Raw genomic sequence first — 18,060 nt, 5'->3', positions numbered from 1 at the left:
GAGACGCCTATTGCAGAGGACAAAAAAAAGCCCGGTACGTAACCGGGCCTGGGTAGACCGATGCGTTATTGCGGGATACGCAACACCTGCCCCGGATAAATCTTGTCCGGGCTCGACAGCATCGGCTTGTTGGCTTCGAAAATCTTGTTGTACAGATTGGCGTTGCCGTACATCTCTTTAGAGATCGCGCTCAGCGTATCGCCCTTCTTCACGGTATAGAAGCGGCTCTCGGCGTCGGATTGCGCTACCGCCACCTTGTCTTCCACGCCGCTGATCCCCGCCACGTTGCCGATAGCCACCAGGATCTTCTCTTTTAACTCCTGGCTGACGGCGTCGCCGGTCACTACGGCTTTACCATCGACCACCTGCACATCAACTTTGTCGGTGCCCGGCAGGCCGCTCTTATCGAGATGTTCCTTGAGTTTGGCGCTTTGATCTTCGGCGGAGGCATTGCCGGTGACTGTATCCCACAGTTTTTCGCCCGCTTCTTTGACGAAGTTAAACAAGCCCATATTCACTCCTTTTGATGGTTGCAGTAATGCGTTTAAGTAAGGCTTGTTAAGCTTAGCATCGACAAAAGGATATGCCATCCGCTTACGGCGTCAGAAACGGGTAGAGTATTCCGAAAGTGTCGTCAGCGGCGTTTCCATGGCGATTAATCGCGCAATGATGCTGAAAAATCGCGCTTTTCTACCTACACTGTTGCAGACAAGGCAACTCGACGAAGGAGGCGTGCAACGATGTACGCATTGGTGATGTTTGTCTGTTATCTGGATGGCGGCTGCAGTGAAATGGTGGTCGATATATTGCGCGACGAGCCGCAATGCCTGGTCGCGATGAAGGAACAGAACTTGCGACACGCCGGCTGTTATCCCATGGAAGAGTTTATCGACGGCTTCTGGTTGCCAGCCAGCGAATATTCCGATTTTTAACCTCCTCCCCGCGCGATGCTGAGGAATTTCTGATTTCATCGGAAACTTCGTCTTCCTCCGAGGCATAAGGCCGCTGTTTTGCTAAATTGCGGCTCCCGAAGAAGAGAGAGACAGAGAAAGGTCATGCCAGCATCGGCTCATTCCAACGAGCAATATGAAACTCTGCTGCGCGACGTCAGCCTGGCGTTAGGCGACGCAGTGTTGCAGTTAATCAAAAACCATAAAAAGGTATCCGGCGGCAATATTCTTTCACAGCTGGTGACCGAAATAGAGCGGGAGCAGGATCAGCAACGTTTCGCCGCGCTGCGTTCCGCCATTGAGCTGGTCGGGTTGGCGCCAAAAGGCTGAGTTCCCGATAAAACAAAGGCAGGGCTTGCGCCCTGCCTGATTACCAATCCCGACACAGGATGAAGGTAATGAAATTGCAGAATTAGAAACGATACGTCAGGCTGACGGCAACGATATCATCGTTGGCCAGTTTCAGTTTGTTATCGTCGCTCAGTTGGTTGATTTGATAATCGACGTAGGTGTACATATTTTTGTTGAAGTAGTAAGTCGCCCCCACTTCCACGTATTTCACCAGGTCGGCATCACCGATCCCTTCGATATCCTTGCCTTTGGACTGCACGTAAGCCACGGAAGGACGCAGGCCGTTCTCAAATTGATACTGAGCCACCACTTCGAAGTTTTGCGTTTTATTGGCGAAGCCGGAAGTGCCGTTGACGCTGATCGGCGTCATGTTACGGGTTTCGGCATACATCGCGGCCAGGTAAACCTGGTTGGCGTCGTATTTCACCGCGGTGGTCCAGGCGGTAGCGCTGTCACCCTTGCCATACTGCAGCTCTTTTTGCTTGCTGGTGCGGTTGGAATCAGAGAACGCCGCCGCTACGCCGATGCCGGTGCCGCCGATGTCCTGATAGTCCAGAGACAGGCCGTAACCGTCGCCGTTTTGCTTGGTCACGCTGCGGCCGTCACCGTCGTTTTTACCCTGATACTGCACCGCCAGGTTCAGGCCTTCCACCAAACCGAAGAAATCACGGTTGCGGTAGGTGGCCAAACCGTTGGAACGGGCGGTCATAAAGTTATCGGTATAGCTGTAGGAGTCGCCGCCGAATTCCGGCAGCATGTCGGTGTAAGCCTCGGCGTCATACACCACGCCGTAGTTACGGCCGTAGTCGAAAGAACCGTAGTTGCCGAATTTCAGCCCCGCGAAGCCCAGACGCGTTTTGGTGCCGGCGGTGCCTTGCGCTTCGTCGTGATTGGCCTGGACGTTGTATTCCCACTGGCCGTAGCCGGTCAACTGGTCATTGATTTGCGTTTCGCCTTTGAAGCCCAGGCGAACATAGGTCATATCACCGTCGTTGGACTTACTGTCGCTGAAATAATGCTTGGCGTTAACGCGGCCGTACAGGTCGAGTTTATTACCATCCTTATTGTAGATTTCAGCCGCGTTGGCGAAGGAGGTGATCGCCCCGAGGGCGACAGCTAAGGCTAATACACTGCGTTTCATCATTTATTTTCCTAGATATTATAATTAGAACCCTGCCCGTCACGCCCAATTTATAATTTGGGCTGTGATTTTATCTTTTGGTATTTTATGAGCTCCCCTAATGCTGGGGTGATGTGACATTAGCATCATGAATCAAAACTTAAAATCAAAAAGTTCATGAAACAACGAGGAGAAAGCATGTTTATGTGTAACTAAATATTACAAAAAAGAAATCACTCAACTCATTGAATATAAGAATTTTTTATCACATAAGTTATAACCAAAACGGTGCAATGCACTATTATAGTGCAATTCAGTTTCGTTTTGCGTGCTTTCTGCGCGATTCAAAAGTAACAACAAAATTAGCATGGTTATTAAAAACGTTACTTATTTCACATTTTTATCTTAACAAACTCACCAGGCAATTAAGGCTTTCAGATAACGACCTGACACTGCCTTCTATTCATTCGCATAAAGACACGGATTCGTGACGAATAAAACTCGCCTTACGGGAATAAAAATAGCGGGAAATAGCAGATTAAAATAATGAAAGGAATAACGGCGGCGCGCTGACGGCGCCACCGTGGATAAATCAATACAGCGTAGAGCGGGAAACTTCGCTCAACAACATGCCGGCACGCAGGCCCAACGCCACGCTGGGGTTAGGGAACAGTATCCACGCCCCCTCCTGGCCGACGCGATAGTCCTCCTGCGGCTGCTCGCACAGCAACATGCCCGGTTCCAGCTCGGTGAAGTTGGCCGTGTCATCGTCCAGATGCAGTTTGAAATCTTCGCTGTGCTTGATCAACGAGTGCATCACACGGAAAACCCGAATCTCGGCGCCCGCACGCACCGGCAGCGCCCCTTCGCTGACCGCCGCCCGCAGAGCGCGATCGATGGCGGCGAACTGCTGCAGATCGTTGCTGCCGAACGGCCGCGCCTTGCCCAGCTCGAGCGTACAGCTCGCCGCATTGAGATGTTCGCTGGAGTAATGGCTAAACGTCCCGCCCGGCGCACTGTGTACCACCAACGCATCCAGATCGGCGGCATCCAGCAGCTTCAACATCGGCTCACTGTACGGGCGTTTCTGAAAGGGCAGAATGCCGAAATGCGGCAAACGCGATTCGCGGATGGCGGTGTGCAAATCGTAATGGAAACGCGCCGCCTGCTCCCCATCGAAAAAGGCGGCGAGCGCACGCTCCAACTGTTGCGCGCGCACGGTTTCGCCGCTGGCGGCGAAGTTGCGGTAGCGGCCGCCGAACATGCGGTTCATATCGCTGTGCAGATAACGCTTGCCGGCCCGCATCGCCGCCGGGTTGCCCAGCACCACCAACAGTCGCGCCGTCAGCGGCAACCGGCCGGCAAGGAGATCGCCGACCAGTTGATTGAGCAGTTCAATCGGCGCGGTTTCATTGCCGTGCACGCCCGCCGACATCACCATCGCCTGGCGGTAAGGCTGTCGCGGCGTAAGCTCCAGCACCCCTTCCCCCTGCCAGCGCCACCGCAGCTGCGGTGTTTCACCTTGCCATTCGACGGGTTCGTTCCCTTCCAGCGTCAGGGGCAGTAGATCGATCATGCTGCCTCCCTTAGCGTTGGAACGGATAAATGGCGCCGAGACCGAGGATCGACGTCAACGCATCCAGCGCCTCGCGCCCTTCGCGCAGCAGCAGCGGATCGGCCAGGTCATCCTGCGTCAGGCGGTCGCGGTAATGACGATCGACCCACTCGTTCAATGTTGCGAACAGCCGATCGTTCATCATCACGCGCGGATTGACCGCTCTCAACTCTTGTTCGTTGAGCGCCACCCGCAACCGCAGGCAGGCAGGGCCGCCGCCGTTGCGCATGCTTTCACGCAGGTCGAACACGCGGATTTCATCGATCGGGCCGCCGCTGCCGACCATGTCGTTGAGGTAACGCCACACGCCGGCGTGCTGACGCGACTCCTCCGGCACGACGATCATCATCTTGCCGTTCGGTTTGGTAAGAATTTGGCTGTTGAACAGATAGGTCGCCACCGCGTCCGCTACCGAGACGCGCTCTGTCGGCACTTCGATCGCCACCAGCTCGCTGTCCAGCGTCGCCATCTTGCGGCGCACTTCATCCAGCGCCTGTTGCTGGCGGTAGAACGCCTGCTGATGATGGAACAGCACGTTCTGGTTGCTGACCGCAATCACGTCGTTATGGAACACGCCCTGATCGATCACCGCCGGGTTTTGCTGCACGAAGACCGTATGCTGTTCATCCAACTGGTGCAGGCGAGCGATCGCCTCGCCGGCTTCGCGCGTCTGGCGCGCCGGATAACGCGCCGGCGCCGTTTCGCCGCCGAATTCCTGACGACCATAGACGAACACCTGCACGCTGCGCTTGGCGTAATCACCGCCCAAACGGTTATGGTTGGCCGCCCCTTCGTCGCCGAACAACGCCACCTGCGGCAGCGCCTCGTGGTGGGCGAAATGCCGATCGTCGCTGAACATCGCCCGCAATACGGCGGTGGTGGTCTCCGCTTCGATGGCGCGGTGGAATTTGTTGTTCAGGTTGGCGGCGGTGAAGTGCACCTTGCCGTCGGCGCTGTCCGCCGAAGGCGACACGGTGGCCGCATTGGCGGTCCACATGCACGACGCCGAGCTGAGCGCCGACAGCAGGCGCGGCGACTGACGCATCGCCTGCGCCAGCACCGCCTCATCGCTGCCGCTGAAACCCAGGCGACGCAGCATCGGCAAATGCGGCCGCTCCTGCGGCGGCAAGACCCCTTGCTGGAAACCGAGATCGGCCAGCGCCTTCATTTTCAGCAAACCTTGTTTCGCCGCCAGCTTCGGGTTCGATACGCTGTTTTGATGCAGCGTTGACGCCTCGTTGCCGAACGACAGCCCGGCATAGTGGTGCGTCGGCCCCACCAAACCGTCGAAATTGACTTCATATCCTGACATGTTTATCCCCTGGGGATAGCGTGCGGCAGCGCCATCGCGCCGCCGCAGACGATTAACGGAACGACAAGCCCGGCGAGAGCGTGGCCGGCAGCGACAGGCTTTCGCTTTCCAGCGAAGCCATCGGCCAGGCGCAATAGTCCGCCGCATAGAAGGCGCTTGGGCGATGGTTGCCGGAGGCCCCCACGCCACCGAACGGCGCCGCGCTAGACGCCCCGGTCAGCGGCTTGTTCCAGTTGACGATGCCGGCGCGCGCTTCCAGCAACAGCCGCTCGAACAGCTCGCGCTGCGGCGATACCAGCCCCACCGACAGGCCGTAGCGCGTCCGGTTGGCGAGCTGCAGCGCCTCGTCAAAATCGCGATAACGCACGATGGTGGTCAACGGCCCGAAATACTCTTCGTCCGGTACGCCGGCCACGCCGGTCAGATCGACGATGCCCGGGCTGAGCAGCGAACTGCCCGGCTCCAGCAGACGCATGCTCAGCAGCGATTTGCCGCCCAGCGCCAGCAAACGTTGCTGCGCTTTCAGCATGTTTTCCGCCGCGGCCGCCGACACCACCCCGCCCATGAACGGCTGCGGTTCGGCATCCCAACGGCCGACGCGCAGTTCGCCCGCCACCTGAACCAAACGCGCGATAAAAGCGTCGCCTTCCGCCCCTTGCTTCACCAGAATCCGACGCGAACAGGTGCAGCGTTGGCCGGCGGAGATAAACGCCGACTGGATAGCCAGGTTGACCGCCGCGTCGCGATCCTCGAAGCCGTCGACGATCAGCGCATTGTTGCCGCCCATCTCCAGCGCCAGGATCTTCTCCGGCTGCCCCGCCAATTGGCGATGCAGGTGATAGCCGGTGCCGGCGCTGCCGGTGAACAGCAGACCGTCGATATCCGCACTGGCCGCCAACGCTTCGCCGGTTTCGCGGCCGCCTTGCACCAGATTGATCACCCCGTCCGGCAGACCGGCCCGCAGCCACAGTTTCAGGGTCTCCTCGGCGGTCAACGGCGTCAGCTCGCTCGGTTTGAATACCACGCAGTTACCGGCCAACAGCGCCGGCACGATATGGCCGTTCGGCAGATGGCCGGGGAAATTGTAAGGCCCAAACACCGCCAGCACGCCGTGCGGACGGTGGCGCAGCACCGAAGCGCCGTCGGCCATCGCCGTCTGGCTAAAACCGGTGCGCGTCTGATAGGCCTGCAGCGAAATGCCCACTTTGCCGATCATCGCCTGAATTTCAGTCAGCGTTTCCCAACGCGGCTTGCCTGTCTCGCGGCTGATGGTTTCCGCCAGCGACTGCTTGTGTTCTTCCAGCAAGGCGGCGAAGCGTTTCACCAGCTGTTCGCGCTGCTCGAACGGCGTGCGCGCCCAAGCGGGGAACGCGGCGCGCGCGGCTTCGCAGGCGGCGGCGACGTCGTCGGCGTCGGCGGCGTTAGCGCGCCACAGCGGCTGGTTGCCGACCGGATCGGCCTTGCCGAACTCGGCGCCGCGGCCCTGCCGCCAGACGCCGTTAATCAACAGAGCAGGATGGGACATCATGCTTTCTCCTGTGCAATAAGGGGGAGCACCCGCACCGGGCTGCCCTGTTCGACGCCCAGCGCCGCAGCGGTGGCGGCGTTGATATGCAGGCGGTCGTCATACAGATCGGCATTGACCAACAGTGCGCGGTAATTCTGATAGTTGTCGTTGGCCACCAGATGCACCGGCGCATCGGCGCGCATCGGCGTGTCATCCAGCACCACTTTCACCAGGCGGCTCTGCTTGACCGCGCGGATATGGTCGATCTCCGCTTCCAGCGTCGGACCGCCGTCGAAGATATCGACGTAGCCCTGATAGCTCAGGCCTTCCGCCTCCAGCAACCGGCGCGCCGGCAGGGTTTGCGGGTGCACTTCGCCAATCACTTTCTGCGCATCTTCGGCCAGAAAATCGACATACAACGGGTGTTTCGGCATCAGCTCGGCGATAAACGCCTTTTGCCCGGTGCCGCTCAGGTAGTCCGCCTTGGCGAACTCGATGGAGAAGAAACGGTGGCCGACGCTCTCCCAGAACGGCGAACGGCCGTTTTCATCGGAGAAACCGCGCATCTCGGCGATCAGACGGCGGGAGAAGCGTTCACGGAACGCGGCGATAAACAGGAAACGCACCTTCGACAGCAGTTTGCCGTTCTCGCCGTGGCGATAATCCGGATCGAGGAACAGCGTGCACAGTTCCGAATGCCCGGTATGGTCGTTGCTCAGGAACAGCGTCGGCACCGACTTATAGACGTTCAGCTGTTTGGAAGCGTGCACCTGCGTGCCGACGCGGAAGCTGTACCAGGGTTCCGCCAGGCCGACGGCCACTTCGATCGCGCAGACCCCCACCGCCTGCCGGCGCTCGCTGTCTTCCAACACGAACAAATAACACTGGTCACTTTGCGGAAGTTCGCCTTGCCAGGTTTTTAACGCCCGCTCAATGCGTGCCGACAAGGTATCTTCATTCTGCGGCAGTGAAGTGAGACCGATGCCGGATTTACCGGCAAGCGTCAGTAAATCCGCCAGATCGCGACGCTCTATAGGGCGAATAATCATCATAATGCGAACCTCTTCTGAATCAGGCTGCGCCGGTGAAGGCGCAGCCCGCTGATTAGCTGCAAATGCGCGCCACGGCGCGCGCGAATCGCGCCAGCCCCTCTTTCACATCCTGCTCAGGGATGATCAGCGACGGCGTGAAACGCACCACGTCCGGGCCGGCGATCAGCGCGATAACGCCTTCTTCGTTGGCCAGTTGGGTGATCTGCTTCGCTTTGCCGGCATAATCTTTCTTCAATTGGCAGCCGATCAGCAAACCGCCCCCGCGGATCTCGGCGAAGATCGGGTACTGGCGGTTGATGTCGTTCAACCCGTCGATGAACCACTGGTGACGTTGCTTGACGCCTTCCAGCACTTCCGGCGTGTTGATGATGGAGAACACTTCCCCCGCCACCGCCGTCGCCAGCGGGTTGCCGCCGTAGGTGGTGCCGTGGGTGCCGACGCCCAGCGTTTTCGCCAGCGCATCGGTGGTCAGCATCGCGCCGATCGGGAAGCCGCCGCCCAGCGCTTTGGCGGTCGTCAGCACGTCCGGCACCACGCCGTACTGCATGTAGGCATACAGGTGGCCGGTGCGGCCGACGCCGGTCTGCACTTCGTCGAAGATCAGCAGCGCGTTATGACGATCGCACAGTTCACGCAGCCCCTGCAGGAAACTGGCCTCCGCCGGCAGCACGCCGCCCTCGCCCTGGATCGGCTCGACGATCACCGCGCAGGTGCGATCGTTGATAAGCTCGGCCGCTGCGGCCAGATCGTTATACGGCGTATGGGTGATGCCGCCCGGCAGCGGCGCAAAATCCTGCGAATATTTCGGCTGGCCGCCGGCGGAAACGGTGAACAGCGTACGGCCGTGGAACGCGTTGTTGAACGCCACAATCTGATCTTTACCGGCGCCGTGCTGGTCGTGCGCATGCTTGCGCGCCAGTTTCAGCGCCGCTTCGTTGGCTTCTGCACCCGAATTACAGAAAAACACCTTGTCGGCGAACGTGGCGTCGATCAGTTTTTTGGCCAGACGCAGTACCGGTTCGTTGGTATAACCATTGCCCAGATGCCACAGTTTGCCCGCCTGCTCCACCAGCGCCGCCTTGACCGCCGGGTGCGCATGGCCCAACGCGTTAACCGCGATGCCGCCGGCGAAATCGATGTAAGACTTACCCTGCTGATCCCACACCTGCGATCCTTCGCCACGCACCAGAATAAAATCGGCAGGGGCATAAACCGGGACCATCCAGTCGTCGAAAGACTGGCGGGTAACTGCGATTGGCTGTTCCATAGTGACCTCATAATCTCAGCAAAGGCTGAATTTTGACTGTAAGGGCCGCTCAAGCCCGGTTAGACCGCCACAATGCAAAAAAACCGTTGTTCAAAACCGACTTTCGCGGCGGAGAAAATGCTGTCCCTCACCGCTGATTTAGAAACAAATCTGTTACATAAAATCGGTTTTTCACTATTTATGGCGTATATCCGGTCCCTGAGCGGGGAGTAAATGTTAACGAGCAGTTAAAATACATGTCGTTTGATAAAGAGTGTAGAGCAGCTATCGTGCCAAAACGGGATTTTTGCCGGATTTTGCTATTTTTTACGTTAAAACAACGGCTTATAGTGAATATTTATTCATTTTCTATGCATTGGTAATGCATAAATTAAAAAATAAGGCCTAAAATCATCATTGCGTGCGAAATCCTATTCAATTACGAAAAACTTCAGGATTTCTGATCGGGCTCGCAAAAATAATTTCACCCAATTTGCTCGCTATCACACTTTTTGCCCCCATCGGGTGCGGCGGCGCGCCAGCATGGTGCAACGCGGCAGCGACGCCACCCGATAAAGGAGCCGCGTTGACCGCGGTTCCTGCTTTGTACGCCAGCGGCTACACTGTGATCCTGACCGCCCCTTCTCTTCTGCGCACAAGGAGCCACCATGCCCAAGAAAACCGTCGATCTCAGCCAGCCGCACGCCCAACACGACATCCGCGCGTTTCTCGACGCGCTGAATGCCGCCGGCGGTAAACCCATGGAGCAGATGAAGCCCAAAGAGGCGCGCAGGGTTTTGGAGGACGCGCAACGCAGCGTCGAGGTGCCGCTGCGCGAGGTGGAAATCAGCGAGAAAACCATCCACGTTGAGGGCCAGGATATTCTGCTGCATCTGGTGCGACCGGCCAGGGTCAAGGAGGCGTTGCCGGTATTCATGTTCTTTCACGGCGGCGGCTGGGTGCTGGGCGATTTTCCCACCCATGAACGGCTGGTGCGCGATCTGGTTTACAGCTCCGGCGCGGCGGCGGTGTTCGTCAACTACCCCCGTTCCCCGGAAGCGCATTACCCACAGGCGATCAATCTGGCCTATGCCGCCACGGAATGGGTGGCCGAGTACGGCGAAAAAATCAACGTCGATGGGTCACGGCTGGCGGTGGTCGGCAACAGCGTCGGCGGCAATATGGCGGCGGTGGTCAGCCTGATGGCCAAAGAGAAAGGCATACCGGCGCTGCGTTGCCAGATCCTGCTGTGGCCCGTCACGCACGCCCATTTTGATACCGATTCCTATCATCAGTTCGCCGAAGGCCATTTCCTGACCCGCAACATGATGAAGTGGTTTTGGGACAGCTATGCGCCCGATAAGGCGCAGCGCAAAAACATCTACGCCTCGCCGCTCAACGCCACGTCGGAACAGCTGCGGGGCTTGCCGCCGGCGCTGGTGCAAACCGCCGAGCTGGACGTGTTGCGCGATGAAGGGGAAGCTTACGCGCGTCTGCTTGACGCCGCCGGCGTCGAGGTCACCGCCACCCGCTACAACGGCCTGATCCACGATTACGGCCTGTTGAATCCGCTCGCCCACGTCCCGGCGGTGCATTCGGCGATCCACCAGGCCGGGCGCGCGTTGAAGCACTATCTGTCCTGACGCTAGCCAACCACGTGGCAAGCCACCTGATGGCCGGGAGCCACGCTGCGCAGATGCGGCGCCTGTTCACGGCATTGCGCCGTGGCCAGCGGGCAGCGGGGATGGAAACGGCAGCCGCGCGGCGGGTTGGCGGGGTTCGGCGGCTCGCCGCCGGCCGCCCACGCCGGCGAACGTTGCGCATCCAACGTCGGCACCGCCGCCAACAAGGCCTGCGTGTAGGGATGCAGCGGCTGGCGAAACAGCGAATCGCGGTCGGCGCTCTCGACGATCTGCCCCAGATACATCACCGCCACGTCCTGGCACAGATGCTCCACCACGCCGAGATCGTGCGAAATAAACAGCAGCGTCACCCCCTGCCGTTCCTGCAAATCGGAAAACAGATTGATGATCTGCGCCTGGATCGACACGTCGAGCGCCGATATCGGTTCATCGGCGACGATAAATTCCGGTTGCAGGATCAGCGCGCGCGCGATGCCGATGCGCTGCCGCTGGCCGCCGGAAAACTCATGTGGAAACCGCCCGTAATGCTGCGGCGACAGCCCGCAGATCGCCAGGGTATCGAGCACCCGTTCGCGCAGTTCCGCCTTGCTTGCCAGGCCGTGCTGCAACAGCGCTTCGCCGATGGCGTCGCCCACGCGCAGACGCGGGTTCAGCGAGCTGTACGGATCCTGAAACACCAGCTGCATTTTCGGCCGCAGGGCGCGCAGCGCGTCTTTGTTGAGGCTATCCAGCGCCTGCCCTTTGAACAGCACCTCGCCGGCGGTTTTATCGTGCAGGCCGAGCAGCGTGCGGCCGACGGTGGTTTTGCCGCTGCCGGACTCGCCCACCAGTCCGAAAACGCGGCCCTTGCGGATGCTGAAGCTGACGTCGTCCACCGCCTTCAGTTGGCCGGTGGTGCGCCCGAACAGCCCGTCGCGCAGCGGGAAATATTTCTTTAACCCTTTCACTTCCACCAAGGGTTCAGTCGACATGCGGGCGCCCTCCGGCGTTGAGGAAGCAGGCGGATTGGCGCTGCTGAGTCCCGTACAGCGGCGGAATGCCATCGCGGCAGCGCGCGGTGGCCTGCGCGCAGCGCTCGGCAAACGCGCAGTGTTCAGGCAGCCGCGCCAGATCCGGCACCTGGCCGGGAATGGAGTACAAACGGCGACGCCGCTGTCCCGGCACCGGCCGCGAGGCGATCAGCCCTTGAGTATAAGGGTGCCGCGGTTCGGCCAGCACTTCCCGCGTCGTGCCCTGCTCGACGACGCGCCCGGCGTACATCACCGCCAGCCGATCCGCCATTTGTGCGATCACCCCAAGATCGTGGGTGATCAAGATCATCGCCATATTGTGTCGCCGGCTCTGCTCGCGCAGCAACGCCAGGATTTGCGCCTGTACCGTGACGTCGAGCGCCGTGGTCGGTTCATCGGCGATCAGCAGCGCCGGCCGGCACCCTATCGCCATGGCGATCATCACGCGCTGCAGCATGCCGCCGGAAAGCTGGTGCGGGTAGCAGCGCATCAGCGCCTCCGCGCGCGCCAACCCCACCTCCTCCAGCCGTTGCACCGCCTGACGCCAGGCCGCTTTCGGCGACAGAAGCAAGTGCCTGATCAGCGGCTCCACCAGTTGTTCGCCGAGGGTCAACACCGGATTAAGCGCGCTCATCGGCTCTTGAAAAATCATCGCCAGCCGGTTGCCGCGCAGATCCGCCATCTTGGATGCCCGTAGCGACAGCAGGTTTTGCCCTTCAAAGCGAATCTCACCGCCGTCTACCTGCGCCAGCGGCTGCGGCAACAGCCCCATCAGCGCCATGGCGGTCACGCTTTTGCCGCAGCCCGATTCGCCGACGATCCCCAGCGTTTGCCCGGCCTGCAGTTCCAGGCTGACCTGCTGCACCGCCCGCACCGGCCCCTGCTCGCCCTGAAACGACACCGACAGTCGGTCGAACGCCACCAGCGGTTGACTCATCGTTTTACCCCGCTCATTTTCGGATCGAGCGCGTCCCGCAGGCCGTCGCCCAAGATATTGATCGCCACCACGGTGACGAAGATCGCCAGCCCCGGCGGCATCCACAGCCAAGGGCGGCGCTGAAAGTCGATCAGGCTGTTGGCGGCGTCCATCATGTTGCCCCACGACGGCGTCGGCGGCACCACGCCCAGCCCAAGGTAGCTCAACGCCGACTCGCTGAGGATGGCGTTGGCCACCGCCATGGTGGCGACCACCACCAAAATCGGCACGGTATTGGGCAACAGATGGCCGAAGAGGCGCCGCCGGGTGGAGAGCCCCAGCACTTCGGTGGCCAACATGAAATCCCGCTCGCGCAGCGACAGGATCTGGCCGCGCACCAGCCGCGCCAGTGACGGCCAGCCCAGCAGGCTCAGCATGATCATCACCATGTAGATGCGGTAGTCCGGCGACACATCGAGTTCGGTCAGCATCGCGCCCATGATGATCAACAGCGGCAGGCCGGGAATGGTCATCAGCAGATCGGCGAAGCGCATGATCAGCCGATCCGCCACGCCGCCCAGATAACCGGAAAGCGCCCCCAGCACGTAGCCCAGCGTCACCGACAGCAGCATCGACACCAGGCCGATGGTCAGCGATATCCGCCCCGCCAGCAGCAGCCGGGTGCAGATATCGCGGCCGAGAAAGTCGGTGCCCAACCAGTGCGCGCCGCTGGGCGCCTGATTGATATTCAGCACATCGCCGGCATCGTCGCGCCACGGCGACAACGACGGCCCAATCAGGCACAGCAACGCCAACAGCACCAGCAACGCCAGCGAAATCATCGCCGGCCGGTGGCGGCGCAGCCGTCGCCAGGCCTGCGCCGCGGGCGGTGGCGACAGTTGCGCCAGCGCCGGCAGTTGCGCCTGGCGCCAGCGGCGACGGCGGCCGAAAAACAACGTAGCCAACATCGTGTTACCTCAAGCGAATGCGTGGATCGGCGTAGGCGTACAGAATGTCCGCCAGCAGATTGCCGAGAATGGTCAAGGCGGCCAGAAACAGCGTGAACCCCATCAATACCGGGTAATCACGCGCCGCCAGCGAATCGATATGGATATGTCCGGCGCCCGGCCAGTTGAAGATTTTTTCGGTGATCAGCGCGCCGGAGAACAATCCCGGCAGCTCGAACCCCAGCAGGGTGATGATCGGCAACAGCGCATTGCGCAGCGCGTGTTTGAGGATCACCGTTTTCTCCCTGAGCCCTTTGGCGCGCGCGGTGCGAATATAGTCCATGCGGATCACCTCCAGCATGCTGGCGCGGAAATAGCGCGTCAGGCTGCCGGCCTGCAGCATCACCAGCGCCAGCACCGGCAACAGCAGGTGCGCCGCCACCTCCAGCGCCCAGGCCAGCCCGCTCGCCTCGCTACCGGTGCGCAGCATGCCGCCCGCCGGCAGCCAGTGCAGATCGACGGCGAACCATTTGATCAGCAACAGGCACAGGAAGAACGTCGGAAACGACATGGCGGCGAACACCGCCACGGTGATCAGATGATCGAACAGCGAATAGGGTTTCATCGCCGAGATCACCCCCACCGCCAGCGCGATGCCCCAATACAACACCATCGCCACCGCCGCCAGCAGGAACGAGTTCCAGATGTATTGGTTCAGCAGCGTGCTGACCGGGATCTGGTACTGCAGTGAAAAGCCGAGGTCGCCCTGCAGCAGCCGGCCAAGCCAGTGCAGATAGCGGCTGAACAGCGGCTGATCCAGCCCGTACAGCGCCCGCAGCTCGGCGGCGCGTTGCGCGGTCAGGTTGATGTTGCCGTCGATAAAGTCGCCGGGCGCCAGGGCGAAAATGCAAAAAATCAGCAAGGAAGCCAACAGCAGCATCGGGATAGTCTGCAACAGACGGCGCAAGATAAAGTTTCTCATCGCGGGTTCCATCGCCGCCGCCCGGAATAGCGCGGCGGCGTCAGGGCGTTACAGCGCCGGTTTGACGTTCGGCAGGCTGCCGACCAATCCGTTATAGATATCCGGTTTAAAGCCGGTGACGCGCGCGCTGCTGGCGCTCAAAATCTCGCGGTTGCCGAGCAGGATCACCGGCGGATCGTCCGACAGCGCCTGATACAGCTGGTGGTACAGCGGCTTGCGCTGGGCGATATCCAGCGTGGCGTTGGCCCTGGCGATCAGCGCATCCACCTGTGGGTTATGGTAGCCGGTCTCGCTCTCGCGGCTGATGAAATCGCGCACGCCGTCGTGCGGATCGTTCAGCGTACTGGTGCTGAGGGACGCCAGGTCGTAATTGCCCGCCTTGCGCTGCGCCAGCAGCGCGTTGAAATCCAATACCTGCGGTTTCAGCACCACGCCGAGCCGGCGGTAGTTATCCTTGGCGATCGGCACCAGCGCGTCGTTGATCAGCTTTTTGGTCACCAGCAGCGTCAGCTCCAGCTTTTTACCGTCTTTCTGCCGGATACCGTCAGCGCCCACCTGCCAGCCAGCCTCGTCCAACAGCTTTTTGGCCTTATCGAGATCGTAAGCGTAAGGATTGATGCCGTTGGCGTCGTAAGCCCAGGAGATCGGCGAAATCGGCTGGTTGGCGACCTTGCCATACCCTTGGTACACCACGGCGATCAATTTTTGCCGATCCAGGCCGTAAATCAGCGCCTGGCGCACCCGTTTGTCCTGCAGCGCCGGGCGCTTGAGGTTGAAGTCGATGCGGCTGTAATCGCTTGAGCTGTAAAGGTTGATATTGGCGAAGCCGAGCAGCTTGAGCTGTTCGATATCGTCCGGCTTGGCGGTAAAGGCGTCGTAGTCGGTCTCACCGGTCTGGAACAACTGGAAGTTGGTGGCCGGGTTGGTGACGCGGTAGATAAAGCGCGCCATCGGCGGCGGGCCGAGGTAGAAGTTCGGGTTGGCGTGGAAGCGGATCTCCTGCCCCGGCACGTACTTGTCGTAAATATAGGGGCCGTTGCCGAGCGGCTTGCCGTTGAAAGCGCGCACGCTGTCGAGCTTGCCGCGCTGATAGTCTTTGCCGTAGTAAGCCCGCGACAATACCGGCCCGCCAATCAGTTGCAACGTGGTCGCGCCCGGTTGGGTGGTGACGATCTGAATGGTGCGATCGTCGATCACCTTCAGCCCGCTGATGCCGGCGGCGGTACCGTTTTTATACTCGGCGCCGCCCTGGATGTGCGCCGGCGTGATATCGGTGTCGCCGTCATAGGCCGGATCGTGCAGCAGCGTCAGGGTAAAGGCGATATCGTCGGCTTTCAGCGGCGAGCCGTCGCTGTAGACCAGATTCGGCCGCAGCTTGATGGTATAGGTCAGATTATCGGGGCTGACCTGCCAGGATTCCGCCAGGCGCCCTTCCGGCTTGCCCTGGCTGTCCAGGCCGATCAGGCGGCTGAAGATCACGTCGGTCACGTTCTCGTCCCAGCCGTTGGTGAACAGATACGGGTTGAAAATCCCCTGCGGTTCCGAGATGCCCGCCACCACGGTGTCTTTGCGCAGCTTGGCGGCGGCCGGCACCCGGCTGACGTCGCTGGCCGGCGTGATGCCTTCGGCCAGCGTTTCCGCCTGCGCGCCGGCGCTCAATCCCAGCGCGCAGATCAACGCCAGCGGCGTCAACCGATAACGCAACAGTTTGTTTAGCTTGTTTTTTATTCTACTCACCCACTGCCCCTCGTCTACCCGTTGATAAAAATGTGACAAAATTTATCGCAGAGTAATGGGCGGCTGGAGGGCTGTCTAACAACGAAACCGGCATTCCATTGCCGAAAAAAGCATTATGAATTTTTCTGGGGCGAAGCGGCGGGGAAAATGCGGTTCAGCCGGCCGCCGCCAGCCCCCGAATAAGTTTGGCTAAGGTTTTTATCGCCTCTTCAAAGCGGTCATTCCATTCAAAAGAGGCGTTGAGACGGAAGCAGTGGTTGAAATGGTCGCCGGTGGTGAACATGCGCCCCGGCGCGATGCTGATGCCCCGGGAAAGGGCCCGCCGGTACAGCTCCATCGACGACAGCGCCGGATCGAGCTCCAGCCACAGGAAGTAACCGCCGTCGGGCTGGCTGACCTTCACCGTCGGCGGGAAATGGTGGGCGATCGCCTGACGCATCGCGCTTTGGCGCTGGGCCAGCAGGCGGCGCAACCGCCGCAGGTGGGTGTCGTAGCCGCCGTGCAGCAGATAATCCGCCAGCGCCATTTGGGTCGGCACGCTGGTGGAAACGGTGCTCATCAGCTGCAAACGCTGGATCTGCTGCGCATAACGCCCCGCCGCCACCCAGCCGACGCGAAAGCCCGGCGCCAGGCATTTGGAAAACGACGAACAGTGCAGAATTTGGCCGCCGCTGTCGAGCGCCTTGGCCGGCAATGGCCGTTCGGCGCTGAAGTACAGCTCGCCGTAGACATCGTCTTCGATCAACGAGATCTGCCGTTCGCGCAGCAGCGCCACCAGACGCTGTTTGTTGGCTTCCGGCAGGGTGGCGCCCTGCGGGTTCTGGAAGTGGGTCATCAACCAGCAGGCTTTGATCGGATACTGTTCCACCGCCTGCTGCAGCGCGTCCAGATCGATGCCGTCCTGCGGATGGGTGGCGATCGCCACCGCCTTCAACCGCAGCCGTTCCAGCGCCTGCAACGCGCCGTAAAACGCCGGCGACTCGATCGCCACATAGTCGCCCGGTTGGGTCACCGCCTGCAGGCTGAGGCTGAGCGACTCCATCGCCCCGGCGGTGATGACAATTTCGTCCGGCGCAACCTGCATGCCGCTCAGCGCATAACGTTGGGCAATGTGCCGCCGCAGCGCGTCGTTGCCCGGCGGCAGGTTGGCCAGCGAACTGTGCGGCGTGAACTTGCGCGCTACGCTGCTCAGCGCCCGCGCCAGCTTCGGCTGGGCGAACAGCGTGGCGTCGGGAAACGCCGAACCGAAAGGCACGATGTCCGGATCCTTGCAGGCCTGCAACACGTCGAAAATAAAGGCGTTGATGTCCACCTGCTCACTCAGCAGCAGTTTCTCGCCGCGCGAAGGCTGAGGCAGCGGCTGCGGACGCGCCGCCACATAGTAGCCCGACTGCGGCCGGGCGACGATCCACCCCTGGCTCTCCAGCAGTTGGTAAGACTGCACCACCGTCATCAGGCTTAATCCGGCGCGTTTGCCGCTCTCGCGCAGCGAAGGCAGCTTGTCGCCCGCCCGCCACACCCGGTTCTGGATCTGTTCTCTAATCTGCTGCGCAAGCTGCTCGTATCGGGTCATAACCATTAACTGTTATATGAAAAAGTAAAATAACTGTCACTATTATAGTCACTGTACTTCGTGATTAACTTAACGCCAAGCTTTTCACATAAAAATGAC

The 18,060-nt window shown here is 60.4% G+C and carries 16 protein-coding genes; 3 read left to right on the top strand and 13 right to left on the bottom strand.

Annotated elements, in window-relative coordinates; all coding sequences use genetic code 11:
- Positions 1-65: 65 nt before the first annotated feature.
- A complete protein-coding gene (gene lysM / locus ACTJJ6_RS08125; protein ID WP_016927389.1) occupies positions 66-512 on the bottom strand; it encodes a peptidoglycan-binding protein LysM in 447 nt (148 codons plus the stop codon).
- A gap of 228 nt (positions 513-740) precedes the next feature.
- Here lysM and ACTJJ6_RS08120 point away from each other — a divergent pair, with 228 nt between their 5' ends.
- Positions 741-932, top strand: a complete 192-nt coding sequence (locus tag ACTJJ6_RS08120; RefSeq protein WP_004934567.1) for a YebW family protein — start codon at positions 741-743, stop codon at positions 930-932.
- 123 nt (positions 933-1,055) lie between these two features.
- On the top strand, positions 1,056-1,280 hold the full coding sequence (locus ACTJJ6_RS08115; protein ID WP_016927388.1) for a biofilm development regulator YmgB/AriR family protein: 225 nt from the start codon (positions 1,056-1,058) through the stop codon (positions 1,278-1,280).
- 82 nt (positions 1,281-1,362) lie between these two features.
- On the opposite strand, the gene ompC is transcribed toward ACTJJ6_RS08115, so the two are convergent.
- The 6 genes from ompC to ACTJJ6_RS08085 all read right to left on the bottom strand — a co-directional run bounded on the left by ompC (position 1,363) and on the right by ACTJJ6_RS08085 (position 9,174).
- Entirely contained in the window at positions 1,363-2,445 is a 1,083-nt protein-coding gene (gene ompC, locus ACTJJ6_RS08110; protein ID WP_016927387.1) for a porin OmpC, read from the bottom strand.
- Between the two features lie 568 nt (positions 2,446-3,013).
- Positions 3,014-3,997, bottom strand: a complete 984-nt coding sequence (gene astE / locus ACTJJ6_RS08105; RefSeq protein WP_440802605.1) for a succinylglutamate desuccinylase — start codon at positions 3,995-3,997, stop codon at positions 3,014-3,016.
- A gap of 10 nt (positions 3,998-4,007) precedes the next feature.
- On the bottom strand, positions 4,008-5,348 hold the full coding sequence (gene astB, locus ACTJJ6_RS08100) for an N-succinylarginine dihydrolase (RefSeq protein ID WP_049299161.1): 1,341 nt from the start codon (positions 5,346-5,348) through the stop codon (positions 4,008-4,010).
- Positions 5,349-5,400: 52 nt separating this feature from the next.
- Positions 5,401-6,873, bottom strand: a complete 1,473-nt coding sequence (astD, locus tag ACTJJ6_RS08095; RefSeq protein ID WP_049299188.1) for a succinylglutamate-semialdehyde dehydrogenase — start codon at positions 6,871-6,873, stop codon at positions 5,401-5,403.
- On the bottom strand, positions 6,873-7,907 hold the full coding sequence (gene astA, locus ACTJJ6_RS08090; RefSeq protein WP_004934585.1) for an arginine N-succinyltransferase: 1,035 nt from the start codon (positions 7,905-7,907) through the stop codon (positions 6,873-6,875). Before astA ends, astD begins: the two co-directional genes overlap by 1 nt.
- Positions 7,908-7,959: 52 nt before the next feature.
- Positions 7,960-9,174 (bottom strand): aspartate aminotransferase family protein, encoded by a 1,215-nt coding sequence (locus ACTJJ6_RS08085; protein WP_015378175.1) that lies wholly within the window; start codon positions 9,172-9,174, stop codon positions 7,960-7,962.
- A 647-nt stretch (positions 9,175-9,821) separates the two neighbouring features.
- Between ACTJJ6_RS08085 and ACTJJ6_RS08080 the strand changes: the two genes are divergently transcribed.
- Positions 9,822-10,796 (top strand): alpha/beta hydrolase, encoded by a 975-nt coding sequence (locus ACTJJ6_RS08080; protein WP_016927382.1) that lies wholly within the window; start codon positions 9,822-9,824, stop codon positions 10,794-10,796.
- 2 nt (positions 10,797-10,798) lie between these two features.
- Here the strand turns inward: ACTJJ6_RS08080 and ACTJJ6_RS08075 are convergent, their stop codons facing one another.
- The 6 genes from ACTJJ6_RS08075 to ACTJJ6_RS08050 form a co-directional block, all read right to left on the bottom strand.
- Entirely contained in the window at positions 10,799-11,767 is a 969-nt protein-coding gene (locus ACTJJ6_RS08075; RefSeq protein WP_016927381.1) for an ABC transporter ATP-binding protein, read from the bottom strand.
- Positions 11,757-12,743, bottom strand: a complete 987-nt coding sequence (locus ACTJJ6_RS08070) for an ABC transporter ATP-binding protein (RefSeq protein ID WP_033640070.1) — start codon at positions 12,741-12,743, stop codon at positions 11,757-11,759. Before ACTJJ6_RS08070 ends, ACTJJ6_RS08075 begins: the two co-directional genes overlap by 11 nt.
- Positions 12,740-13,690, bottom strand: a complete 951-nt coding sequence (opp4C, locus tag ACTJJ6_RS08065) for an oligopeptide ABC transporter permease (RefSeq protein WP_016927379.1) — start codon at positions 13,688-13,690, stop codon at positions 12,740-12,742. The genes ACTJJ6_RS08070 and opp4C overlap by 4 nt, the downstream gene beginning before the upstream one ends.
- Positions 13,691-13,694: 4 nt before the next feature.
- Positions 13,695-14,651 carry an ABC transporter permease gene (locus tag ACTJJ6_RS08060; protein WP_004934604.1) on the bottom strand — a complete coding sequence of 319 codons (957 nt, stop codon included), beginning with the start codon at positions 14,649-14,651 and terminating at the stop codon, positions 13,695-13,697.
- Between the two features lie 48 nt (positions 14,652-14,699).
- Positions 14,700-16,355: an ABC transporter substrate-binding protein gene (locus ACTJJ6_RS08055; RefSeq protein WP_433916023.1), complete on the bottom strand. Its 1,656-nt coding sequence runs from the start codon at positions 16,353-16,355 to the stop codon at positions 14,700-14,702.
- A gap of 187 nt (positions 16,356-16,542) precedes the next feature.
- Positions 16,543-17,961, bottom strand: a complete 1,419-nt coding sequence (locus ACTJJ6_RS08050; protein ID WP_004934613.1) for an aminotransferase-like domain-containing protein — start codon at positions 17,959-17,961, stop codon at positions 16,543-16,545.
- Positions 17,962-18,060: the final 99 nt, after the last annotated feature.

Origin of the sequence: Serratia sp. 22278 (genome assembly GCF_052045405.1) — a bacterium.
In the GTDB taxonomy this organism is placed as follows: domain Bacteria; phylum Pseudomonadota; class Gammaproteobacteria; order Enterobacterales; family Enterobacteriaceae; genus Serratia; species Serratia marcescens.
Note: the sequence above shows the minus strand (reverse complement) of the source record. Positions and strands in the feature narration are given on the sequence as shown.

Bases quoted from the DNA above. Each gene is read 5' to 3' on its own strand.
- astE (WP_440802605.1), bottom strand. From the start codon at position 3,997: ATGATCGATCTACTGCCCCTGACGCTGGAAGGGAACGAACCCGTCGAA.
- astB (WP_049299161.1), bottom strand. From the start codon at position 5,348: ATGTCAGGATATGAAGTCAATTTCGACGGTTTGGTGGGGCCGACGCAC.
- ACTJJ6_RS08070 (WP_033640070.1), bottom strand. From the start codon at position 12,743: ATGAGTCAACCGCTGGTGGCGTTCGACCGACTGTCGGTGTCGTTTCAG.
- ACTJJ6_RS08080 (WP_016927382.1), top strand. From the start codon at position 9,822: ATGCCCAAGAAAACCGTCGATCTCAGCCAGCCGCACGCCCAACACGAC.
- ACTJJ6_RS08120 (WP_004934567.1), top strand. From the start codon at position 741: ATGTACGCATTGGTGATGTTTGTCTGTTATCTGGATGGCGGCTGCAGT.
- opp4C (WP_016927379.1), bottom strand. From the start codon at position 13,690: ATGTTGGCTACGTTGTTTTTCGGCCGCCGTCGCCGCTGGCGCCAGGCG.
- lysM (WP_016927389.1), bottom strand. From the start codon at position 512: ATGGGCTTGTTTAACTTCGTCAAAGAAGCGGGCGAAAAACTGTGGGAT.
- ACTJJ6_RS08060 (WP_004934604.1), bottom strand. From the start codon at position 14,651: ATGAGAAACTTTATCTTGCGCCGTCTGTTGCAGACTATCCCGATGCTG.
- astD (WP_049299188.1), bottom strand. From the start codon at position 6,873: ATGTCCCATCCTGCTCTGTTGATTAACGGCGTCTGGCGGCAGGGCCGC.
- ompC (WP_016927387.1), bottom strand. From the start codon at position 2,445: ATGATGAAACGCAGTGTATTAGCCTTAGCTGTCGCCCTCGGGGCGATC.
- astA (WP_004934585.1), bottom strand. From the start codon at position 7,907: ATGATGATTATTCGCCCTATAGAGCGTCGCGATCTGGCGGATTTACTG.
- ACTJJ6_RS08050 (WP_004934613.1), bottom strand. From the start codon at position 17,961: ATGACCCGATACGAGCAGCTTGCGCAGCAGATTAGAGAACAGATCCAG.
- ACTJJ6_RS08085 (WP_015378175.1), bottom strand. From the start codon at position 9,174: ATGGAACAGCCAATCGCAGTTACCCGCCAGTCTTTCGACGACTGGATG.
- ACTJJ6_RS08075 (WP_016927381.1), bottom strand. From the start codon at position 11,767: ATGTCGACTGAACCCTTGGTGGAAGTGAAAGGGTTAAAGAAATATTTC.
- ACTJJ6_RS08115 (WP_016927388.1), top strand. From the start codon at position 1,056: ATGCCAGCATCGGCTCATTCCAACGAGCAATATGAAACTCTGCTGCGC.